The following is a 17091-nucleotide window of genomic DNA, read 5'->3' as shown; positions in this document are numbered from 1 at the left end:
TGATTAGTGTTCAGTGATTAGCGATTAGTGCCCTACGGCGTAATAACGCAACATGCCCGCATAGTGCTAATCACTAAACACTAACCGCTAATCCCTAACCGCTATTTTACCTGTCTGTTATCAACATCGCATCTCCATAAGTACCGAAACGGTAATCCTCTTTCAATGCCACGTTATAGGCTTCCATCACCTGCTCGTAACCGCCGAAAGCGGCAACAATCATCAGCAGCGTGGAAAGCGGCATGTGGAAATTGGATACCATCGCATTGGCCACCGTAAAGTCATACGGCGGGAAGATGAACTTATTCGTCCAGCCTTCATATTCCTTCAAATGGCCATCTGTGCTGACGGTACTCTCTATTGCACGCATCACCGTAGTACCTACGGCACACACCTGCCTGTTCAAATCCTTGGCACGGTTTACAACCTTTACGGCTTCTTCCGTAACAATCATCTGCTCGGAATCCGTCTTATGCTTGGTAAGGTCCTCTACATCGATGTCGCGGAAGTTGCCCAAACCGGCATGCAATGTAATATAGGCAAAGTCAATTCCCTTAATCTCCATGCGCTTCATCAGCTCGCGGCTGAAATGCAGGCTTGCCGTAGGAGCCGTTACAGCACCTTCGTTGCGGGCAAAGATAGACTGGAAACGTTCCGAATCCTCCGGTTCCACGGGACGGTTGATGATGCTGTGCGGCAGCGGCGTCTCGCCCAAAGCGTACAATGCCTTCTTGAACTCGTCGTGCGGCCCGTCATACAGAAAACGAAGGGTACGTCCGCGCGAAGTGGTATTGTCAATCACCTCGGCTACCATAGAGTCATCTTCACCGAAATAGAGTTTGTTGCCGATACGGATTTTGCGGGCAGGGTCTACCAGCACGTCCCACAAGCGCAACTCCTCATTCAACTCACGCAACAGAAATACCTCGATACGTGCACCGGTCTTTTCCTTGTTGCCGTACAGCCGGGCAGGAAACACCTTCGTATCATTAAAGATAAATACATCCTTATCATCGAAATAATCCAAAATATCCTTGAACATACGGTGTTCGATTTCGCCCGTCTTTCTGTGCAGTACCATCAGGCGCGACTCATCTCTATACCTTGTAGGATGTAAGGCAATCTTCTCTTCAGGAAGTTTAAACTTAAATTGCGACAGTTTCATAATCAGTTATGAGTTATAAGTTATTTATTGTTTATTTCAGTATATTTTTTAGTCATAAATGGCATGAGTTATCCAGCAGTATGCTCCTTCGTAGCAAATAACTTATAACCCATCACTCATAACTAAATCCTGCCCGTCTATCCACTCTTTGAAATCAAGCGGATTCAGACAGTCTTCTATGCGGACATCCCCCACACGGGTACGTTCCAGGGCCGTGAGATGAGCGCCGCTATGCAGCGCTTCACCGATGTCGCGTGCCAGGGCGCGGATGTAAGTGCCTTTGCTGCACACTACCCGGACTTTTATTTCCGGCAGGTTGCATTCCAGCAGTTCAATCTCGTCAATCACCAGCAACTTGGGCTTCAGCTCTACCTCCTCACCTTTGCGGGCAAGGTCGTAGGCGCGCTTGCCGTTCACCATACAAGCCGAAAAAGCAGGCGGCACCTGCTGTATCTCGCCTGTGAACTTCTTCAATGTCTCCTCCACCAGCTCCCGCGTGATATGCTCCGTAGGATAGGTAGCGTCTATCTCGTGCTCCAAATCATAGGAAGGGGTGGTAGCGCCCAACCGAATGGTAGCGATATACTCCTTGGTATGATACTGGAACTCCTCAATCCGCTTTGTCGCCTTGCCCGTACATACTATCATCACGCCCGTGGCAAGCGGGTCGAGTGTACCGGCATGGCCTACTTTCAACTTCTTTACCTTCATCCGCCGGCAAATGTGGTAACGCGCATGCCCTACGACCTTGAACGATGTCCACCCCAGCGGTTTATTGAAATACAGAACTTCTCCCTCTTTAAAATCCATCATCACACCACCTCTAAATTGTGTCCCGTAAGCAACAGCAGAAGGATGATTCCTCCGACGATGATACGATACCATCCGAATGCCTTGAAACCATATTTCGTTACAAAGCTGATGAAGAACTTGATAGCAAGCAAAGCCACCACAAATGCCACCACATTTCCTATTATCAGCGCCGGCAGATTATTCATGATAATCTCCGTTCCTCCGTCCAGAAAGAGTTTCAGCATCTTATATACCGTAGCTGCAAACATCGTGGGAACAGCCAGGAAGAAAGAGAACTCGGCCGCAGCCTTACGCGTCATCTTCTGTGCCATACCGCCGACAATCGTTGCCATGGAACGGGACACGCCCGGTATCATTGCAATACACTGGAACAGACCGATATTAAAGGCTTTCTTCTCCGTCAGAACGGTATCCTCACTGTTTTTCGAGAATATCTTGTCACAGAACAGCATGAACACACCGCCAATCACGAGCATCACGGCCACTACGGTCACGCTCTCCAGCATTTCGTCGACCTTGTCGCTGAACAGAAATCCCAGCACAGCCGCCGGAACGAACGCCACCAGCAGTTTCCAGTAAAAATCAAACTTATGCAGGAAGCGTTTCAGCGCGGAAGTACCTGCCGGAACCGGAGTATGATTCAGACGGAAGAAACGTTTCCAATACAGCCAGACCACCGAAAGGATTGCACCGAACTGTATGATTACCGTAAAGGCTTTCACAAATTCCGTGCTCTCTATGCCCAACAGATTTTGTGTAATAATCATGTGTCCCGTAGAAGAAACCGGCAAAAATTCCGTCAGTCCCTCTACAATAGCGATAATAATCACTTCAAGCGTACTCAAATCTCCCATAGTTATTCTTCTGTTTTATCTTCTGTTTTCGGTTTACGTAATACTGCATATATCATAAAGACAAACCCCAGCAGGCATACCAGCGGCGCCACTTTAATGCGTCTTACACTAAAGATATCCGGCTCAAAGTGTGTCGGTGTGGATACGGGACCGGTCATTAAAATAAAACCAAGTATCACTACCGCCATGCCGACAGCAAGCAAAATAAAATTGGTCTTGTCGAAAGCGAACTTCTGTTTACTCATCTGTTTATTTACTATTTAACGATTTACTATTTACTATCTGAAACTTTACCTTTCGGAAAGCAATATTATATGTAATACAGGGTGCTTGCCTTCATTTTCAGATATTTGTTGATGGAAAGCAATGCACACAACCAGGCAATAAGCACTCCGAACACCAGTACGGAAACAGACACCAGCAGCATCACCTCCGGAGTGATAACCCTGATCAGTTCCGGTTCGTAAGAAACCAGCCAATAGGCGGCTCCCCACAAAATGGCATCGGCAATGACAGCCGACAATACGCCTATCCGGAAGTTGCGCCGCAGGAACGGACGCCTGATGAAGCCCCAGCTTGCCCCCACCAGCTTCATCGTATGGATAAGGAACCTTTTGGAGTAAATGGTCAGGCGGATTGTATTGTTTATCAAGGCAAAAGAGATGAAAGTCAGAATGACTGCCAGCCCCAGCAACATCAGACTGATATTGCGGATGTTCTCATTCACCGCATCAATCAGGTCTTTCTGATAAAGCACCTCCTGTATATCCGTATTCTTCCTGATTTTCTTCTCTATCTTGGCGATGCTGTCCGAATTGGCGTAACCGGAATGCAGTTTAATTTCAATGGACGCCGTAAAAGGATTATAGCCGAGAAACTCCTGCGGGTCTGTTCCCATTGCTTCGGTCTGCTCGCGGAGCGCCTGCTTTTTGGAGATATACTCCGTTTCCTTCACAAACGGTTCTTTATCCAGTTTTTTCTGCAACTTCAGTATATCGCTCTCCTTCATGTCGTCGCTGATGAGAATGGAGAAGTTGATATTCTCCTTTACGTATACGGAAAGGTTGTGAGCGCCCAATACAAAGAACACCACCAACCCCAGCAGCAGCAACACCAACGTAGTGCTTATGCTGGATGTGATGAACTGCATATCAAAACAGGGCACAGACTTGTTTTTAGCTTTCTTATTCATTTTTCAATCCCTTCTCACATTTATCACTCTACCGTTTTTTCGCTCTTTTTCTTACGGAATACGTAAATCATGGAGCTGCTGCGTTCTTTCCTTACCAACGCATGGAACCATGCCAGCGTACCGACAACCATGCCTCGCAGAAACGGGCACGAACGGCGCATGTTCTTCTCCGTCAACATAGACACGTAAAACGCGTCAAACGGCATGGGATGCCGCTCTGCCAGAATAAAGCCGTGTCTGGAGCCTAATTTCTGGATAGTGGCGGGAGTGAAATGCCACAAATGACGGGGAACATCGTAGGCAGCCCAATATGCACCGTACTTTCTGGCATCATATGAAGAACAGTTGGGTACGGCCACTATCAGCACACCTTTGTCCGTCAGCAACGAATTCAAGGTTTCCCAAGTCCCGTTCAATGCTTCAAGATGCTCCATTACATGCCACAACGTGATGACATCGAAGCTCCCCGGCTCAAAATCCTTCAACGCAGTATCCGGCTTCACTTCCAATCCGAAATGTTCTTTGGCAAACACACGCGCTCCGGCATTCTTTTCAACGGCTTCCACCTGCCAGCCGGCACGGTTCATCGTATCGGCAAAGTAACCGGTACCCGTACCTATATCCAGCAGACGCCCCGTCTTGCGATGCGCTTCATGCGCTACCAGACGCGCTTTCCGCTTCAGCATATAACTGCGTACACGGTGGTATACGGAGTTCATCGCTCCTTTTTTCGTATCCGAGTGGGAAATATAATCGGGAGTTTCGTAATAGCGTCCGATTTCCGCTTCCACAGGAAAATCCTGAGTAAAGATAAAACCGCAATCCCGGCAACGGCACAAATGGAATGCCTCGCCCGAAGCATAATGGTCTATGCAGGTCAAGGTACGCTCCAAATGCGTTCCTCCACATACCGGACAAGCTTTTATAGTGAGTTTATTCATCGAACGTTTACCGATAAGGAAATGCAGCCTGAAACGGACAGACCGCACTAATCCTAAATTTGGTGCAAAATAACAAATAAAAAGTGATTTACAAGGCTTTCATTAAGGAGATTTAATATTAACATGAAATAAAAGTCCGCCCTACTGCAACCCGATATTGAAAAGACAGAGAAATCCCAACTCAGGTTTTCTTCACAAAACGGACCGGTTATCACCTTTGTGTCCGTTCTTAGGCGGACAACTGTCCGATAATGAACAGAGATGAAAACAAGAAATACACTGTTAATCAAACAGTTAATCTATTGGCACGGTTATTGACTTTTATAATGCGAAGACGTTCGAGAAAAAAAGACGGAAAAAGCAACTTTTTATATCGGCAGTCGCGTCTAACGGTAAAACAGGAATAGTAACAATAAAAAAATAAAGATTATGAAAACTACAAATTTATTCAAAGCAGTCGCATTCGTAGCAATGGTTATCGTAAGTATCATGAACTCAGAAGTCAAAGCTCAGGACAGATTCATTACCAATGAGGAAGTACAGAATGACCTGATAGTGGCAAAAACCATCTTCAGACAAAGCGGAACTTACCTCTACAACCACATGCGTTATGAATTTACATACGATGACGAAAACCGCCTGGCAAATAAAACCGCCTCCAAATGGGACAGCGTCAAAGAAAAATGGATGCCTTATTTCAGGATGTCCTATCAGTATGCCGACAATGAAATCACCTTATCCTACGCCCGCTGGAACGAAAAGCATCAGTCTTATGATAAAGATGTGAGAAAGAGCGTGTACGAAATGAATGCGGAGAATATGCCGGTAGCCTACAAAAGCAACAGTATATACCACATGGTAAACCTATTGACAATGGCAGAATAGTGAAAAATTAAAGTTAACAATACATTAATAAGGGGAGTACGGTCCGTGAGGCTCGTACTCCCTGTCTTTGTACCGTACTCAGAGTTCTTTTACAAAATAAGTCAAAGTAGGCAAATGGTCACTGTATCCGTTCTGGAAAGTAGTTCCGGAGAAAGTGCGCAACGGATAGCCTTTATACTTTCCTTCCTGCTGGATAAGGAACGGACGGTTAAAGACTTCCGATTTCCAAAACTTCAATGTACTGCGGTCCTTTCCTATCAGATTACCCGAAACAATCTGCTGGTCGAACAAGTTCCAACGATTCTGGTAACAGAGCGAACCGATACCTTGCTCAAAGAGCTTCCAGGTAGCATTATAATAACCGCCGGGCTTCACTTCCCTGATGTTCTTCACAGCTCCCAGCACTTGACTGCAACTCTTGTTATCGGGGTCGTCATTCATGTCGCCCACAATTATCACCTTTGCCTGCGGATTATCGGCATGCAGCGAGTCGGCTATATGGCGGGTGATACCGGCTGCAAACTCGCGCAAAGGTGATGATTTGGAACCGCCATAGCGTGACGGCCAATGGTTTACAATCATGTGAAAAGGCTCTCCTGCCAGTATACCGCTCACCAAAAGCTGGTCGCGTGTTTTATAGCCCGGCATGTCGGGTTTGGCAAACGGATAAGTACGCGCAGACACAAAAGTAAACAGTCGCGGATTGTAAATGGCAGCCACATCGATGCCACGGTGGTCGGGACTCTCAAAATGCACTATCCGGTAGCCCAATGAGGCGATAGGCTCTGTCTTTACCAGGTCCTCCAGGACTTTTTTGTTTTCTACTTCGGAGATGCCGATAATGGCGGGTCCGGCAGGACAATAGTCACGCGCCAATTGTGAAATCACCTTGGCAACATTCTGCAATTTCTGTTCGTATTTGACCTGTGTCCATTCGTACTTACCGCCCGGAGTAAAGTCATCATCGCCCGGATTATCCGGATTGTCTTCCGTATCCCACAGATTCTCCAGATTATAAAAGGCGGCAGCATATACACGCAGCTTGCCCTGTGCGAGCAAGCCGGTGGACAGGCATAATACCAAAAAAGCTGACAATATGAGTCGTCTGTTCATAAAGCGCAATTTTTTAATTACCGGTAAGAGTAGGTTCGATAACTGTTCCGCCGTTACCGGTATTGCCACCGGTAACCGCTGTTACTTTTACATTTTGTATCTGCCACCTCAAAGCATTAGCCGTCGAACTCTTATAATGGAACGCAAATTGAATTTTCTTACCTGTATAAGTATCCAATTTAATATCACCGGAAGCAACGAACTTATTATCTGTCCCTGTAGAATAGGTAGGAATGCCGACTTCTGTCCATACGTCTCCCCCTTCTTCTCTTACTTCCAGTTTCAAATCTTCCAAATGCGTATCGGCAGCAAATGTTTTAAAGGTGTGGTCGAAAGTCAAGATTACACTATTTTTACCTGTCAAATCAAGTACAGGAGAAACAAGACGGCTTTCAGAGGCTTGATTAGCGCCATTAACATAGGCGCTTGCCATCATATAATAAGTTTCATTATAGTTAGACGCTTTCCACACATAATCACTTCCCTGCGGAAGCTGGACATCCTCTATGGTAAATGCACCTTGCCCGCTCTCCTTACCAAAAGACTCTTCAAGAATTGTCACCATCTCCTCCGGCTGTTCCGGCGTCTCATCTCCCCCCGGAGTTTCCGTAAAGTCCGCCACATCATCCGCACTTCTTACCGTAAGTTGCCAGCCTCCTTTGAAACGTCCCAGGATACCGGTTACGCTTCCTTTTCCTTTCGGCAGCTGATTGGCTGCAAAGTTGGCATACGAGCTGGTGCGTATCATAATGACATTCCCGTGGCTATCCTCTATGTTCTCTTCCCCATAGTCATCCTCCGGAGCAAAAGTGCCTTTTCCGCCATTTTGGAATGTTACGCCGGTAAATTTCACCAATTTGAACTTATAGCCGTTCACATCGGCATTCACCTTGCTGATATCATCTATTACAAGCGGAGTCACATTCTCCGGATTTGCCCAACTGTCTTTCTTCACGTGTGCCTGAAACTCTTCCCACGGTGTACGGTAAAGATACCCGTCGGGGTGTCCCAGTTGCAACTCATCGCCATACATGGAAAGGCTCAATCCTTTCAGGTCGATATAAACCGTCTGCCCTACAGGATAGTAATTATACACGCTGTTCTGGTCCACTTCCATTTCGATGGCGCCGGTTTCGTCCTGCAAATAAATCTTCTTGAAGATATTTCCCGACTCGTCATTGGCAGTGATAACGGCTTTCATCACTTTTTCCTCGCCAATGGTATAGGGAGCATCCTCCCCTACTGTTGCCCCCATAGCACGCAGTTCCTCTATCGTGGTATTGGCTGCCGGACCATCATACTTGGGCTCGTTCAAAGGCGGCGCATCATAATCGCGCTCGCAGGCTGCGAACACAAGAGAAGAGATAAGCAATAAGCTGATTCTATTGAAAAGTTTCATATTCTTATAATTTTTCTGATTATATAGGATTGGTTAAAAACGATAACTTACGTTGAGGAAACAATTCAGTCCCTGCATATAGTAATACTTGCCGCCAAAACGCGTAGGATAACTCAGGTCGGAACGGCCCTGTTCATAGCCGCCCGTACATATATCCTTCTTGTTCAGCAGGTTGTTTACCGAAAGGTTGAAGTTGACAGACTGGCGTCCGGGCAGATAGAATATCTTACCCACCGAAATATCCACCGTATAAGCTGCCGGAAAACGTTCCTGTGTAGTCAGTGTACGGTAAGCCTCCATCTGCTCCGGATTGTAGGGATTGACGGAAGCATAGTTGGACGACAGACGGCGCAACGGTGCAACCTCGATATAATTGCGGGCAAAACCGTTGACATTAGCTCCCAGGAACCAGTAGTTCACAAAGTAACGCACACCGAAAGTGCCGGCAAACTGCGGCATTCCACCCACATAAACATCTTTCATGTACACCTTTTCCTGATCCGTTATCTTACCGTTTTCGGAGTGCTTCACACCGTCGGGGTTATTGCTGTAATAATATTCGGAAATGGTTCCTGCAAGGTCGAAACTCCAATGGTCGTCCAACTTGTAGGTAGCCCCCAGTTCCAGTCCGCGGTGAATGCGGTTTACACCGTACAACACGTGATTGATGAATGTGCCCTCTATGCCGTCGTAGTAACTGTTACGCTCCATCTGGTCGTAGAAATTGGTTTGGAAAACACCGATACGTCCAGCCAGTTGGGGCATGGAGAATACATAGTTGAGGTCGGCGCTGAAGATGCGTCCGCTCTTCATGTTGTCGATTGTGCGGTCGGTGATACGGGGTGAGATATACGCCTCATTGGGCAGCGGCGCTTCGCTGCCGTAACTGATGTTGGCGGTCAGCATATGGCGTCCGTTAAACTTATAAGTGAGACCGCCCTTTACGGTAATATCGGTAAACTGATGACGGATACCCTTGCCGTAGGAACTGTCCGGATAGCGTCCGTTGCGCATCTTTCCGTCGCGGCGGAAATTGGTATAAGTCAGCTTGGCTCCATAGTAGTAGTCCCAGTGCCGCGAAGTATAGCGGTTCACCGCCCAGGCATTTGCCGAGTAGATGTTCAGATTGAAATTGTAACCGAAGATGCCGTCCTTATACACTTTACGGTCCGGACGGTTCAAGTCGTTCTGCAACTTGTCGTGGTCGCCTGAAAAATCGCGTTCGGCAAACTTGTCGATATCCAGCACATAGTTGCTGCCCAGCAGGTCGTCTACCGTCTTGAACTGGCGCGACTGCGTAAAGCGCGCCCCTACTCCCGCCGTCAAACCCAGATGACGGTTAAACTGCTTGTTCAGTGTGGAGTTGAACGAGGTCTCCAACAGGTCGCTGCGGCGCTCTTCCACCATATATACGGCAGCACCGTTACCGGCACGCAGGTTATTGGCATTGGCCAGATAAAGGTTGTCCCAGTTTATCTGGGTAAAATCGGGACGTCCGCTACGCCATAAGTCACGGTACTGCATCTGCATATCCTCGTCTTCAAAATAAGAGGGCAGGTAGCGATAGTAGTCGGGACGCGGGTCGGGAGCGTTATACCAGTTCAGCGCCGTATTGCCATAGCGTGCATAATGCGCACCCACACCGGTGGTGAGCGTTGTAGTATCGTCTATCTTCCAGATATGCGAGATAACGGCGGTCGGGTCGAATGCGGTCACTACTTTCGCATTGCGTTTCTTGCCGTTCTGGTATCCCCAATTAGGATTGTAAAGGTAGTTGTCGGTCAGCTCGTAGACCTCACGGTATGAGTTACCTTGCTGTCCGCGCTGTACGGGCGATACGAAAGCGGTCATCGAAAGGCTGTGCTTGCCGCCCTGCCACTGCTTCTCGGCAGAGAAAGCAAGAGCCAGATTGTTGTAAAACGTACCATCTATGTTTCCCTCGTGCGAATAGCGGCCACCTGCCGATGCGGTAAACGCCCATCCTTTTTCGTTGAGTCCGGTGGAATAGGTAAACATGCCCCGCAGGTAGTAGTTACGGTTGGTATAGCTCACGGTAGCCTTGCCGCCGGGAGTATAGGACGATGCACGCATATTTATATTTTCGGCACCGCCCAGTGCTCCGAAAGTAAAGGTAGAGGGTGCGGTGAAGTTGGTTACGTCACCGTTGCGGGTCATGTCATTCAATGCTCCAACAGAGGCATAATTAAACACTCCGCGGTTCTGGTCATTAAACTCCACGCCGTTGATGTATTTCAGTTCCTGCGAACCGGTATAGCCGCGCGGCGAGAAACGGGCGGGCGACAACTGGTAAGCGGCGCGGTTCAGAAAGACATCGTTAGAGAGGATTACGGTGGAGCTCACATCCTGCGAAGCGTTCTCCACATCGTCATCCACCATGCCTGCGTCTATCACGCCAATCATGGAGATGTCTTCGGTGGCATTCAGCTCGGTCACCTTAATGGGCTCGAGTTCTGTAACGCCCAGTTTTTCCACTTCAATGGTTACACTCTTCGGAGTAATCAATACGGAGTTGAGCTGTATGACATGGCTTCCCAGCTGCAAATTACGGAGAATGAAATTACCGTTTGCATCGGTAGTAACCTGTCTGTCCTGCCCGGTCAGAGTGACGATGACTCCGGGTACAGGCTCATTGCTCACTGCTCCGACTACACTGCCTTTCACCGTACCTGCACTTTGAGCAAAGGCGAGACAGGGGAAGAAGAATGTAATGAAGAACAGTAATTTTAGTTTCATACGTTAATTGGGGTATAATAATGAGTGATTTAAATCATAATTTGTGGGTGTGCCGAAAGTCTGATAAACCTTATATCCTATCATTCTGAATAGAGTGAAGATTCTATCTTCTTGTATTAAGATAAGAAATTCTTCGTCGCTACGCTTTTCTGAATGACTGACTATTCTTACTGAAATAGTCTAAGCGAAGCTTATAACATATTAATCAGAGTTTCGATACACCCACAAAATAACAATAATCAAAATCGGATTATATCAGTAGCATCAGTTACTATATAAGATTCTGAGTATATTCAGTTCATAGTATGAGAGCCTAAACCACTGACATCTTCAGCAGTACCAGTAATCTTAATGGACTCCCATTCTTCCGAATTATAAGTAGCAGAAGGAGCTGTTATAGTTGCTTTTCTACGAAGAATAATATCTTTAGCGTAATCATCGCCTTTTTGAAAATATCCAATTAAGTCTATAAGAACATCTTCTTTAAAAAGCCCTACTGCATCATTTCCATTAAAACTAGTAACTCCAAATTTATTATCTTCTGCAATTCCTCCTCCATACAAATCAGCCTCAGGATGTTTATATATAATTACCGTCTTAGGCTCTAAAGTTCCACTTAATGCTAATGTATAAGTCCAATCCGGCTTACCATTATTGTTTTGTTTTAAAGAATATGCAGAAAGGTCTACTGTTACATTTGTAGGATTATAAACCTCTATATATTTATTATTTCCTTTAGCTTCCACATATTCAGAAATAAACAAATCACTCTCACCAGGTTCCGGTTCCGGCTCCGGTTCAACAGTGCCTCCACCTTCTCCATCAGCTACTATCTTCACATTCTTTAATTCCCATGTAGCAGCAGAGCTTGCCGTACTTGTATATTGGAAACCAATCTGTATCTTTTTGCCTTTATAAGAAGACAAATCAATATCTCCAGAACCAATAAAGTTCCAGTCAGTTCCTGCCGGATAAATAAAGCCTGTAAGTTCTTGCCATTCTCCACCTATTTCTTTTGCATAAACTTTATGGTTAGCCTTAACATCACCAGCTGCTTTATTAATAGCATGTTCAAAAGTAAACGTAATAGTTGTTGCACCAGCCAAATCCACTTCCGGAGAAACTAACCAACTTTCTGATTCATATTTTGTCTTATCCTTAAAAGCACTGGCTTTCATATAAGCGTATTCACTACCGCTATTAGTTGTCCCTTTATCAAATTTCCATATATAATCCAATTCAGACGGTTTTGTTTTATCCTCAATGGTAAATGCTCCTATGCCGCTATCGAACTTCTCATCCAACAACACCTTTTCTCCTTCCGGCTGCTCACCGCCACCTTCACCAAAGTCCACATTAATATCGCCACCAGGCTGGTCTGTCCACGATTCAATGCTTGCTCCGCCCATAGTAACGGCAGGTTTACCGTTTTCCGTGGACAAAGTAGCAGTGTACGTGTACTTATATCCGGCCTCAAAACCGGCACCGCCATTTACGGAAACAGGCCATTCGAAAGTCTTACCGTCCAGCACGAATGTCATCTTGACGCCATCCAGTGTAGTGGCAGGCAGGATAATCGCCTCAGCAGTACTGCCATCGGCACTGACATTCATGTCGATATTGGCTTTACTCTCTTTAGCTGCCAGTGTACCGTCAGCCAGATTAAAATCGGCTTGTGTATTCATTCCGGAAAGAGAGATTTTCAATCCGCTTATATCGGGAAGAGTCTCATCGCTACCGACAGCAATCACAATCTGACTCAGTTTATGTTTGAAAGCCAGGTCTACAGCCTCTCCGGCAGCAATTGCCTTGGCATTATCAGAATAAAGCAAGTCTACTTTGGCAGGGTCTGCCTGATTATCTACAGACACGGCTAAAGTCTTACCGTTTAAAGATGCGGAATAAGGATAATAAGCAATGAAACTTGCCGTTCCTTCTTCCGGATACCTCAATGTCTGTCCCGGAGCAGCCGTAAGCGTACCGCCGTCCGATGCAACATATTTCTTGTTGGCAAATTCAGCAGTTTGCGTCGTCATAAAGATACCTACTTCATCACCATTGCTCCAAACGTCTTTGGAAGCTTTGGTCTGCAGGCCGTCAATGCGGGAATTGAAAGTAACGCTGTTACTGTCCAACCATTCACTATTGTCATCATTGTTAGTACATCCCGTAAAAACAAGGGCTGACAATGCGCCCATAATCAATAAATTACTGACTCTCATAATGATTTGTTTTTGAGATTGGTTTTGTTTTTATGTTGTCTTAATTGAGTACCTTTGTACAGTAGGATTACTGCCATTTGGATAAATCCAATTGGCTCTTTGTGCTCTCATCAAGTCCCGGGAAGAACTCAAACCCGGTATTCTTTTCCAAGTCACTGACGGAAACCGCATATTTCATATAGGATTGAGAATCTGTATAGTCCCTATGTTGCATCCAGAAAGCAATCGTATGATACTTGCCGCCTATCTTACGCGCCACAGCCTTAAAATAATAGGACGGAATGGGAATATCCTTGCCATCATTATCCTTTATAGATTTTTCTTTTATCCAAGTAGCATCATCTGAAGGCGGTACTGCACCGGTCACAACATAAACTGTATCCGAAGCTGTAGACCAACTATTAATTCTATGTTCCAAATTCATCCAAATAGCTCCGTTAAATTTGTTTTGCCTTTGCGGAGTCTGATTGGTAAAATAAAATGTCTGATTATTCATCTCCATGGTAGCTACACGGTCATTACTCGGTATTTGATGTCCTCTTCTATAAATCTCCCCCTCATAGGATTTTGAAACCACAGCTTGAAATTCATTCTCCCTCACAAGAGGATCAGAAACCCAGTTATCCTTTCGCGTTACATTTTTCTCGGTATAGTACCGATGCAAAGGATAAGCCACCCAATGTGCCATCTTCATCTTTTTATCATACAGCATACTATAATTACGTATCATCTGTCCCTCCATATCCGGTCGGGCAGTACCCTTATATTTTTGCTTCGTATTATGAGTAACATACATCAAATCATGATTTTCCATCTGTGCCTTCGTTATAACCGGCGTCTCAAACCACTTGGCATACTTAGGCGCTTCAGGGTCTACCGTTGTATCTCCCCCTGTATTACTGATTTTCAAATTAAGCGTATACCTTACTCCTGCCTCAATATTTCCCGCTATATTTGTTTCAATCTCCTTATCTTTCCCGTTGACAGATAATGTAATTTTCAGTTTTCCTTCAAAGGATTGCGGTATCAGCACAGCATCCGCCTGCGTACACTCTTTATTGACGCACATGGAAACAGCTTTTTTTTCATTTCCCAATTCAATGTTATCACTCTCTTTCGAAAGGTCTATGGTAGCCTTGCTTATCAGTGGCTGCACCGTTGCTTTGATTCCCGTTAGCGAACTGCCGTCGGCACTGCTCAGATTCAGCACCAGTTTTGCCAGCAAATGGCGGAATTGAAGATTGCCGGTAGGGGAGGTCGCACTCCTGCCTGTCAGGTTAACAGCTGTCATCAGGTCTATATCCTGCTGACGGCTCTGGTCTGTCACGTCAAGGACATACTGGGTATGCTTCGTCACTTGCTCATCATACGGATAATAAGCAATGAAATCCACCGCCGTTCCGTCTTCCGGATAATAAACGGCATTGCCCGCTTTTCCCACGAAATTGCCGTCACCCCGTGCGGTGACATACGCTGCATTGGCTTTAAGGACCTTTTTATTGGCATTGTCGAGCATAAAAAGACCGATCACATCATTCGCTTCCCACGAAGCATTGACCGCTCTCGACATCACCCTGTCATCTATGACAGATGTAAATGTGGCTTCCGCAGCCTGATTACCCTGCGGCAATTCAGCAAATTTACTTTCACAAGCCTGAAGAACGATAAACAAGGATAGAAATCCGATTGCACTTTTAATTGTCATACTGAAAAATATTAAATATCTTACAATTGTTTTTATTGAACTGTTTTCTGTTTTTTTAAAATAAGTGCATAAAATTATAAAATAAAATACACATAAATAAAGACCCGGAACAAAATCTGCATAGCATACAGTAAAAAAGTCCTTTTTTACCAAAAATATGACAATAATATGAAAATATAATGTCAAATATAAAACCTTCCCATTATAAACCCAACGGGAAATAAACAAGAAAATAAAAAGAATAGGATAAAATCAACAACTATACAGGTTAGAAATATCAAGTAAAAAAACAGAGCATCAATAATAAAAAATCCATTTAACAATAAAGATAGCGTCAAGCGAAATATCTAAAAATGAATAACCTGTAGTTTGTTTTTGAAAAGTGAATTATTTAAAAAGAAAATGCCGTGAGTTTGCTCCTGAAATGCCAGGCATTTCAAACACAAATGCCGGGCGTTTTCATGACAAACACACGGCATTTCGGGAGTAAACTCACGGTATTTCGGAAGCAAACCCGCGGCATTCCGGAAACGGACCTTGCAGGATAGTAAAATTGCGTTTTTTACGCTTCAAACCGATCAGTATTTATACTGACTGGTATTATTATATTTATATATATATTATATATCACTTGCGGTAATATTACCGGTAAAATTACCGGCAATATTACCGCAAAATCACACTTCTTTTCCTTTCAGCGTTGCCGAACTGCTTTCCGTGATTTTCACGTTCACAAAATCACCCACGCGATGCATACCCCTATCGAAAACCACTACCCGGTTCTGCTCGGTACGTCCGAAGAGCTGGTCGCGCGAACGCTTGGACACTCCCTCCACCAATACTTCGTAGGTTTTACCCACGCAGCGGGCGTTGGCTTCGGCAGAAAGGCGGTTCTGCAAAGCGATGATTTCATTCAGACGGCGGATCTTCACCTCTTCCGGCACATCATCCGGCAAATGCTTGCTGGCATACGTACCCGGACGCTCGGAATACTTGAACATAAAGGCGGCATCATAACCGCATTCTTCCATCAGGGAAAGGGAAAGCCGGTGGTCTTCTTCCGTCTCGGAATGGAAACCGGAAAATATATCCGTAGACAAACCGCAGTCGGGAATGATACGGCGGATAGCATCTACACGCTCCAGATACCATTCACGGGTATACTTACGGTTCATCAGTTTCAGGATACGGCTGCTTCCGCTCTGCACAGGCAGGTGGATATGCTTGCACACATTGGGCACTTCCGCAATAACCTGCAGGGTTTCATCGCTCATATCCTTGGGGTGCGAAGTAGTGAAACGGATGCGTACACCCGGTGCAGACTCTGCTACGGTGCGCAACAGCATAGGGAAAGTGACAACCTCCCCGTCCGCCTTCTCAAAACGGTACGAATTGACATTCTGCCCCAACAGGGTCACTTCCTTATAGCCTTTAGCCACCAAATCCGCCACTTCATTCAAGATACTTTCCACATCACGGCTGCGTTCCCGTCCGCGTGTATAGGGAACGATGCAGTATGTACAGAAGTTATTGCAACCGCGCATGATAGAGACAAAGCCGGAGATGTGGTTGCCGCAGATACGCGAAGGTATCACATCGCGGTAGGTCTCCGTTGTGGACAGCTCCACGTTAATGGCTTTCTCACCGGCTTCCACAGCCGCAATCAAATCGGGCAGGCTGAGATAAGCATCCGGCCCCACCACCAGGTCGACATGGTGGTTCGTAATCAGGTCGTCCTTGACACGTTCCGCCATACATCCCAACACACCGACAATCAGATTCTTCTTTTTCTTCTTGAGCGAATGAAAAAACTCCAGCCGGTTTAAAATTTTCTGTTCGGCATTGTCGCGGATAGAACAGGTATTCATGAATACCGCATCCGCCTCTTCCAGTGTCTCGGCCACCGAATACCCCGCCATCTGCATCACAGAGGCTATCACTTCACTGTCTGCCACATTCATCTGGCAGCCGTACGTCTCGATGAACAACTTTCTGTTGTCATCAGCAGTTGCAGATTTAAAGTCTGCTCCCGTCATATTTTCCATTGT

At 45.8% G+C, this 17091-nt stretch carries 13 protein-coding genes; 1 reads left to right on the top strand and 12 read right to left on the bottom strand.

What is annotated here, in order from left to right; translation table 11 throughout:
* Positions 1 to 106 precede the first annotated feature (106 nt).
* The 6 genes from queA to H8S52_RS13155 form a co-directional block, all read right to left on the bottom strand.
* Entirely contained in the window at positions 107 to 1165 is a 1059-nt protein-coding gene (gene queA, locus H8S52_RS13180; RefSeq protein ID WP_005655700.1) for a tRNA preQ1(34) S-adenosylmethionine ribosyltransferase-isomerase QueA, read from the bottom strand.
* Between the two features lie 102 nt (positions 1166 to 1267).
* Positions 1268 to 1978 (bottom strand): tRNA pseudouridine(55) synthase TruB, encoded by a 711-nt coding sequence (gene truB / locus H8S52_RS13175; protein WP_005655702.1) that lies wholly within the window; start codon positions 1976 to 1978, stop codon positions 1268 to 1270.
* Positions 1978 to 2832, bottom strand: coding sequence for an undecaprenyl-diphosphate phosphatase (locus tag H8S52_RS13170; RefSeq protein WP_022104240.1), 855 nt, complete (start codon positions 2830 to 2832; stop codon positions 1978 to 1980). Before H8S52_RS13170 ends, truB begins: the two co-directional genes overlap by 1 nt.
* A 2-nt stretch (positions 2833 to 2834) precedes the next feature.
* Entirely contained in the window at positions 2835 to 3077 is a 243-nt protein-coding gene (locus H8S52_RS13165) for a DUF3098 domain-containing protein (RefSeq protein ID WP_005655705.1), read from the bottom strand.
* Between the two features lie 65 nt (positions 3078 to 3142).
* Positions 3143 to 4024 carry an ABC transporter permease gene (locus H8S52_RS13160; RefSeq protein WP_186909965.1) on the bottom strand — a complete coding sequence of 294 codons (882 nt, stop codon included), beginning with the start codon at positions 4022 to 4024 and terminating at the stop codon, positions 3143 to 3145.
* 23 nt (positions 4025 to 4047) lie between these two features.
* Positions 4048 to 4965, bottom strand: a complete 918-nt coding sequence (locus H8S52_RS13155) for a class I SAM-dependent methyltransferase (RefSeq protein ID WP_016660943.1) — start codon at positions 4963 to 4965, stop codon at positions 4048 to 4050.
* Between the two features lie 429 nt (positions 4966 to 5394).
* Between H8S52_RS13155 and H8S52_RS13150 the strand changes: the two genes are divergently transcribed.
* Positions 5395 to 5850, top strand: a complete 456-nt coding sequence (locus tag H8S52_RS13150) for a DUF3836 domain-containing protein (RefSeq protein ID WP_186909964.1) — start codon at positions 5395 to 5397, stop codon at positions 5848 to 5850.
* Between the two features lie 78 nt (positions 5851 to 5928).
* Here H8S52_RS13150 and H8S52_RS13145 read toward each other — a convergent pair whose 3' ends face one another.
* From H8S52_RS13145 to miaB, 6 genes are all read right to left on the bottom strand, one after another.
* Positions 5929 to 6963: an endonuclease/exonuclease/phosphatase family protein gene (locus tag H8S52_RS13145; RefSeq protein ID WP_117907094.1), complete on the bottom strand. Its 1035-nt coding sequence runs from the start codon at positions 6961 to 6963 to the stop codon at positions 5929 to 5931.
* Between the two features lie 13 nt (positions 6964 to 6976).
* Complete coding sequence (locus tag H8S52_RS13140; protein WP_186909963.1) at positions 6977 to 8362, bottom strand: DUF5689 domain-containing protein; 1386 nt, start codon at positions 8360 to 8362, stop codon at positions 6977 to 6979.
* Between the two features lie 33 nt (positions 8363 to 8395).
* A complete protein-coding gene (locus H8S52_RS13135; protein ID WP_186909962.1) occupies positions 8396 to 11116 on the bottom strand; it encodes a TonB-dependent receptor in 2721 nt (906 codons plus the stop codon).
* Between the two features lie 293 nt (positions 11117 to 11409).
* The gene (locus tag H8S52_RS13130) at positions 11410 to 13338 is read right to left on the bottom strand and encodes a fimbrillin family protein (RefSeq protein WP_186909961.1); all 1929 of its coding nucleotides are present in this window, start codon (positions 13336 to 13338) and stop codon (positions 11410 to 11412) included.
* A gap of 67 nt (positions 13339 to 13405) precedes the next feature.
* The gene (locus tag H8S52_RS13125) at positions 13406 to 15043 is read right to left on the bottom strand and encodes a fimbrillin family protein (RefSeq protein ID WP_186909960.1); all 1638 of its coding nucleotides are present in this window, start codon (positions 15041 to 15043) and stop codon (positions 13406 to 13408) included.
* 677 nt (positions 15044 to 15720) lie between these two features.
* Entirely contained in the window at positions 15721 to 17088 is a 1368-nt protein-coding gene (gene miaB / locus H8S52_RS13120) for a tRNA (N6-isopentenyl adenosine(37)-C2)-methylthiotransferase MiaB (protein ID WP_186909959.1), read from the bottom strand.
* Positions 17089 to 17091: the final 3 nt, after the last annotated feature.

The organism is Bacteroides sp. NSJ-48 (genome assembly GCF_014287405.1).
Lineage (GTDB): Bacteria > Bacteroidota > Bacteroidia > Bacteroidales > Bacteroidaceae > Bacteroides > Bacteroides stercoris.
This window is presented reverse-complemented; position numbering and strand designations above follow the sequence as displayed.

What these genes read in the sequence shown, in the direction of transcription:
- queA (WP_005655700.1), bottom strand. Translation starts at nt 1,165, where the DNA reads ATGAAACTGTCGCAATTTAAGTTTAAACTTCCTGAAGAGAAGATTGCC.
- truB (WP_005655702.1), bottom strand. Translation starts at nt 1,978, where the DNA reads ATGATGGATTTTAAAGAGGGAGAAGTTCTGTATTTCAATAAACCGCTG.
- H8S52_RS13170 (WP_022104240.1), bottom strand. Translation starts at nt 2,832, where the DNA reads ATGGGAGATTTGAGTACGCTTGAAGTGATTATTATCGCTATTGTAGAG.
- H8S52_RS13165 (WP_005655705.1), bottom strand. Translation starts at nt 3,077, where the DNA reads ATGAGTAAACAGAAGTTCGCTTTCGACAAGACCAATTTTATTTTGCTT.
- H8S52_RS13160 (WP_186909965.1), bottom strand. Translation starts at nt 4,024, where the DNA reads ATGAATAAGAAAGCTAAAAACAAGTCTGTGCCCTGTTTTGATATGCAG.
- H8S52_RS13155 (WP_016660943.1), bottom strand. Translation starts at nt 4,965, where the DNA reads ATGAATAAACTCACTATAAAAGCTTGTCCGGTATGTGGAGGAACGCAT.
- H8S52_RS13150 (WP_186909964.1), top strand. Translation starts at nt 5,395, where the DNA reads ATGAAAACTACAAATTTATTCAAAGCAGTCGCATTCGTAGCAATGGTT.
- H8S52_RS13145 (WP_117907094.1), bottom strand. Translation starts at nt 6,963, where the DNA reads ATGAACAGACGACTCATATTGTCAGCTTTTTTGGTATTATGCCTGTCC.
- H8S52_RS13140 (WP_186909963.1), bottom strand. Translation starts at nt 8,362, where the DNA reads ATGAAACTTTTCAATAGAATCAGCTTATTGCTTATCTCTTCTCTTGTG.
- H8S52_RS13135 (WP_186909962.1), bottom strand. Translation starts at nt 11,116, where the DNA reads ATGAAACTAAAATTACTGTTCTTCATTACATTCTTCTTCCCCTGTCTC.
- H8S52_RS13130 (WP_186909961.1), bottom strand. Translation starts at nt 13,338, where the DNA reads ATGAGAGTCAGTAATTTATTGATTATGGGCGCATTGTCAGCCCTTGTT.
- H8S52_RS13125 (WP_186909960.1), bottom strand. Translation starts at nt 15,043, where the DNA reads ATGACAATTAAAAGTGCAATCGGATTTCTATCCTTGTTTATCGTTCTT.
- miaB (WP_186909959.1), bottom strand. Translation starts at nt 17,088, where the DNA reads ATGGAAAATATGACGGGAGCAGACTTTAAATCTGCAACTGCTGATGAC.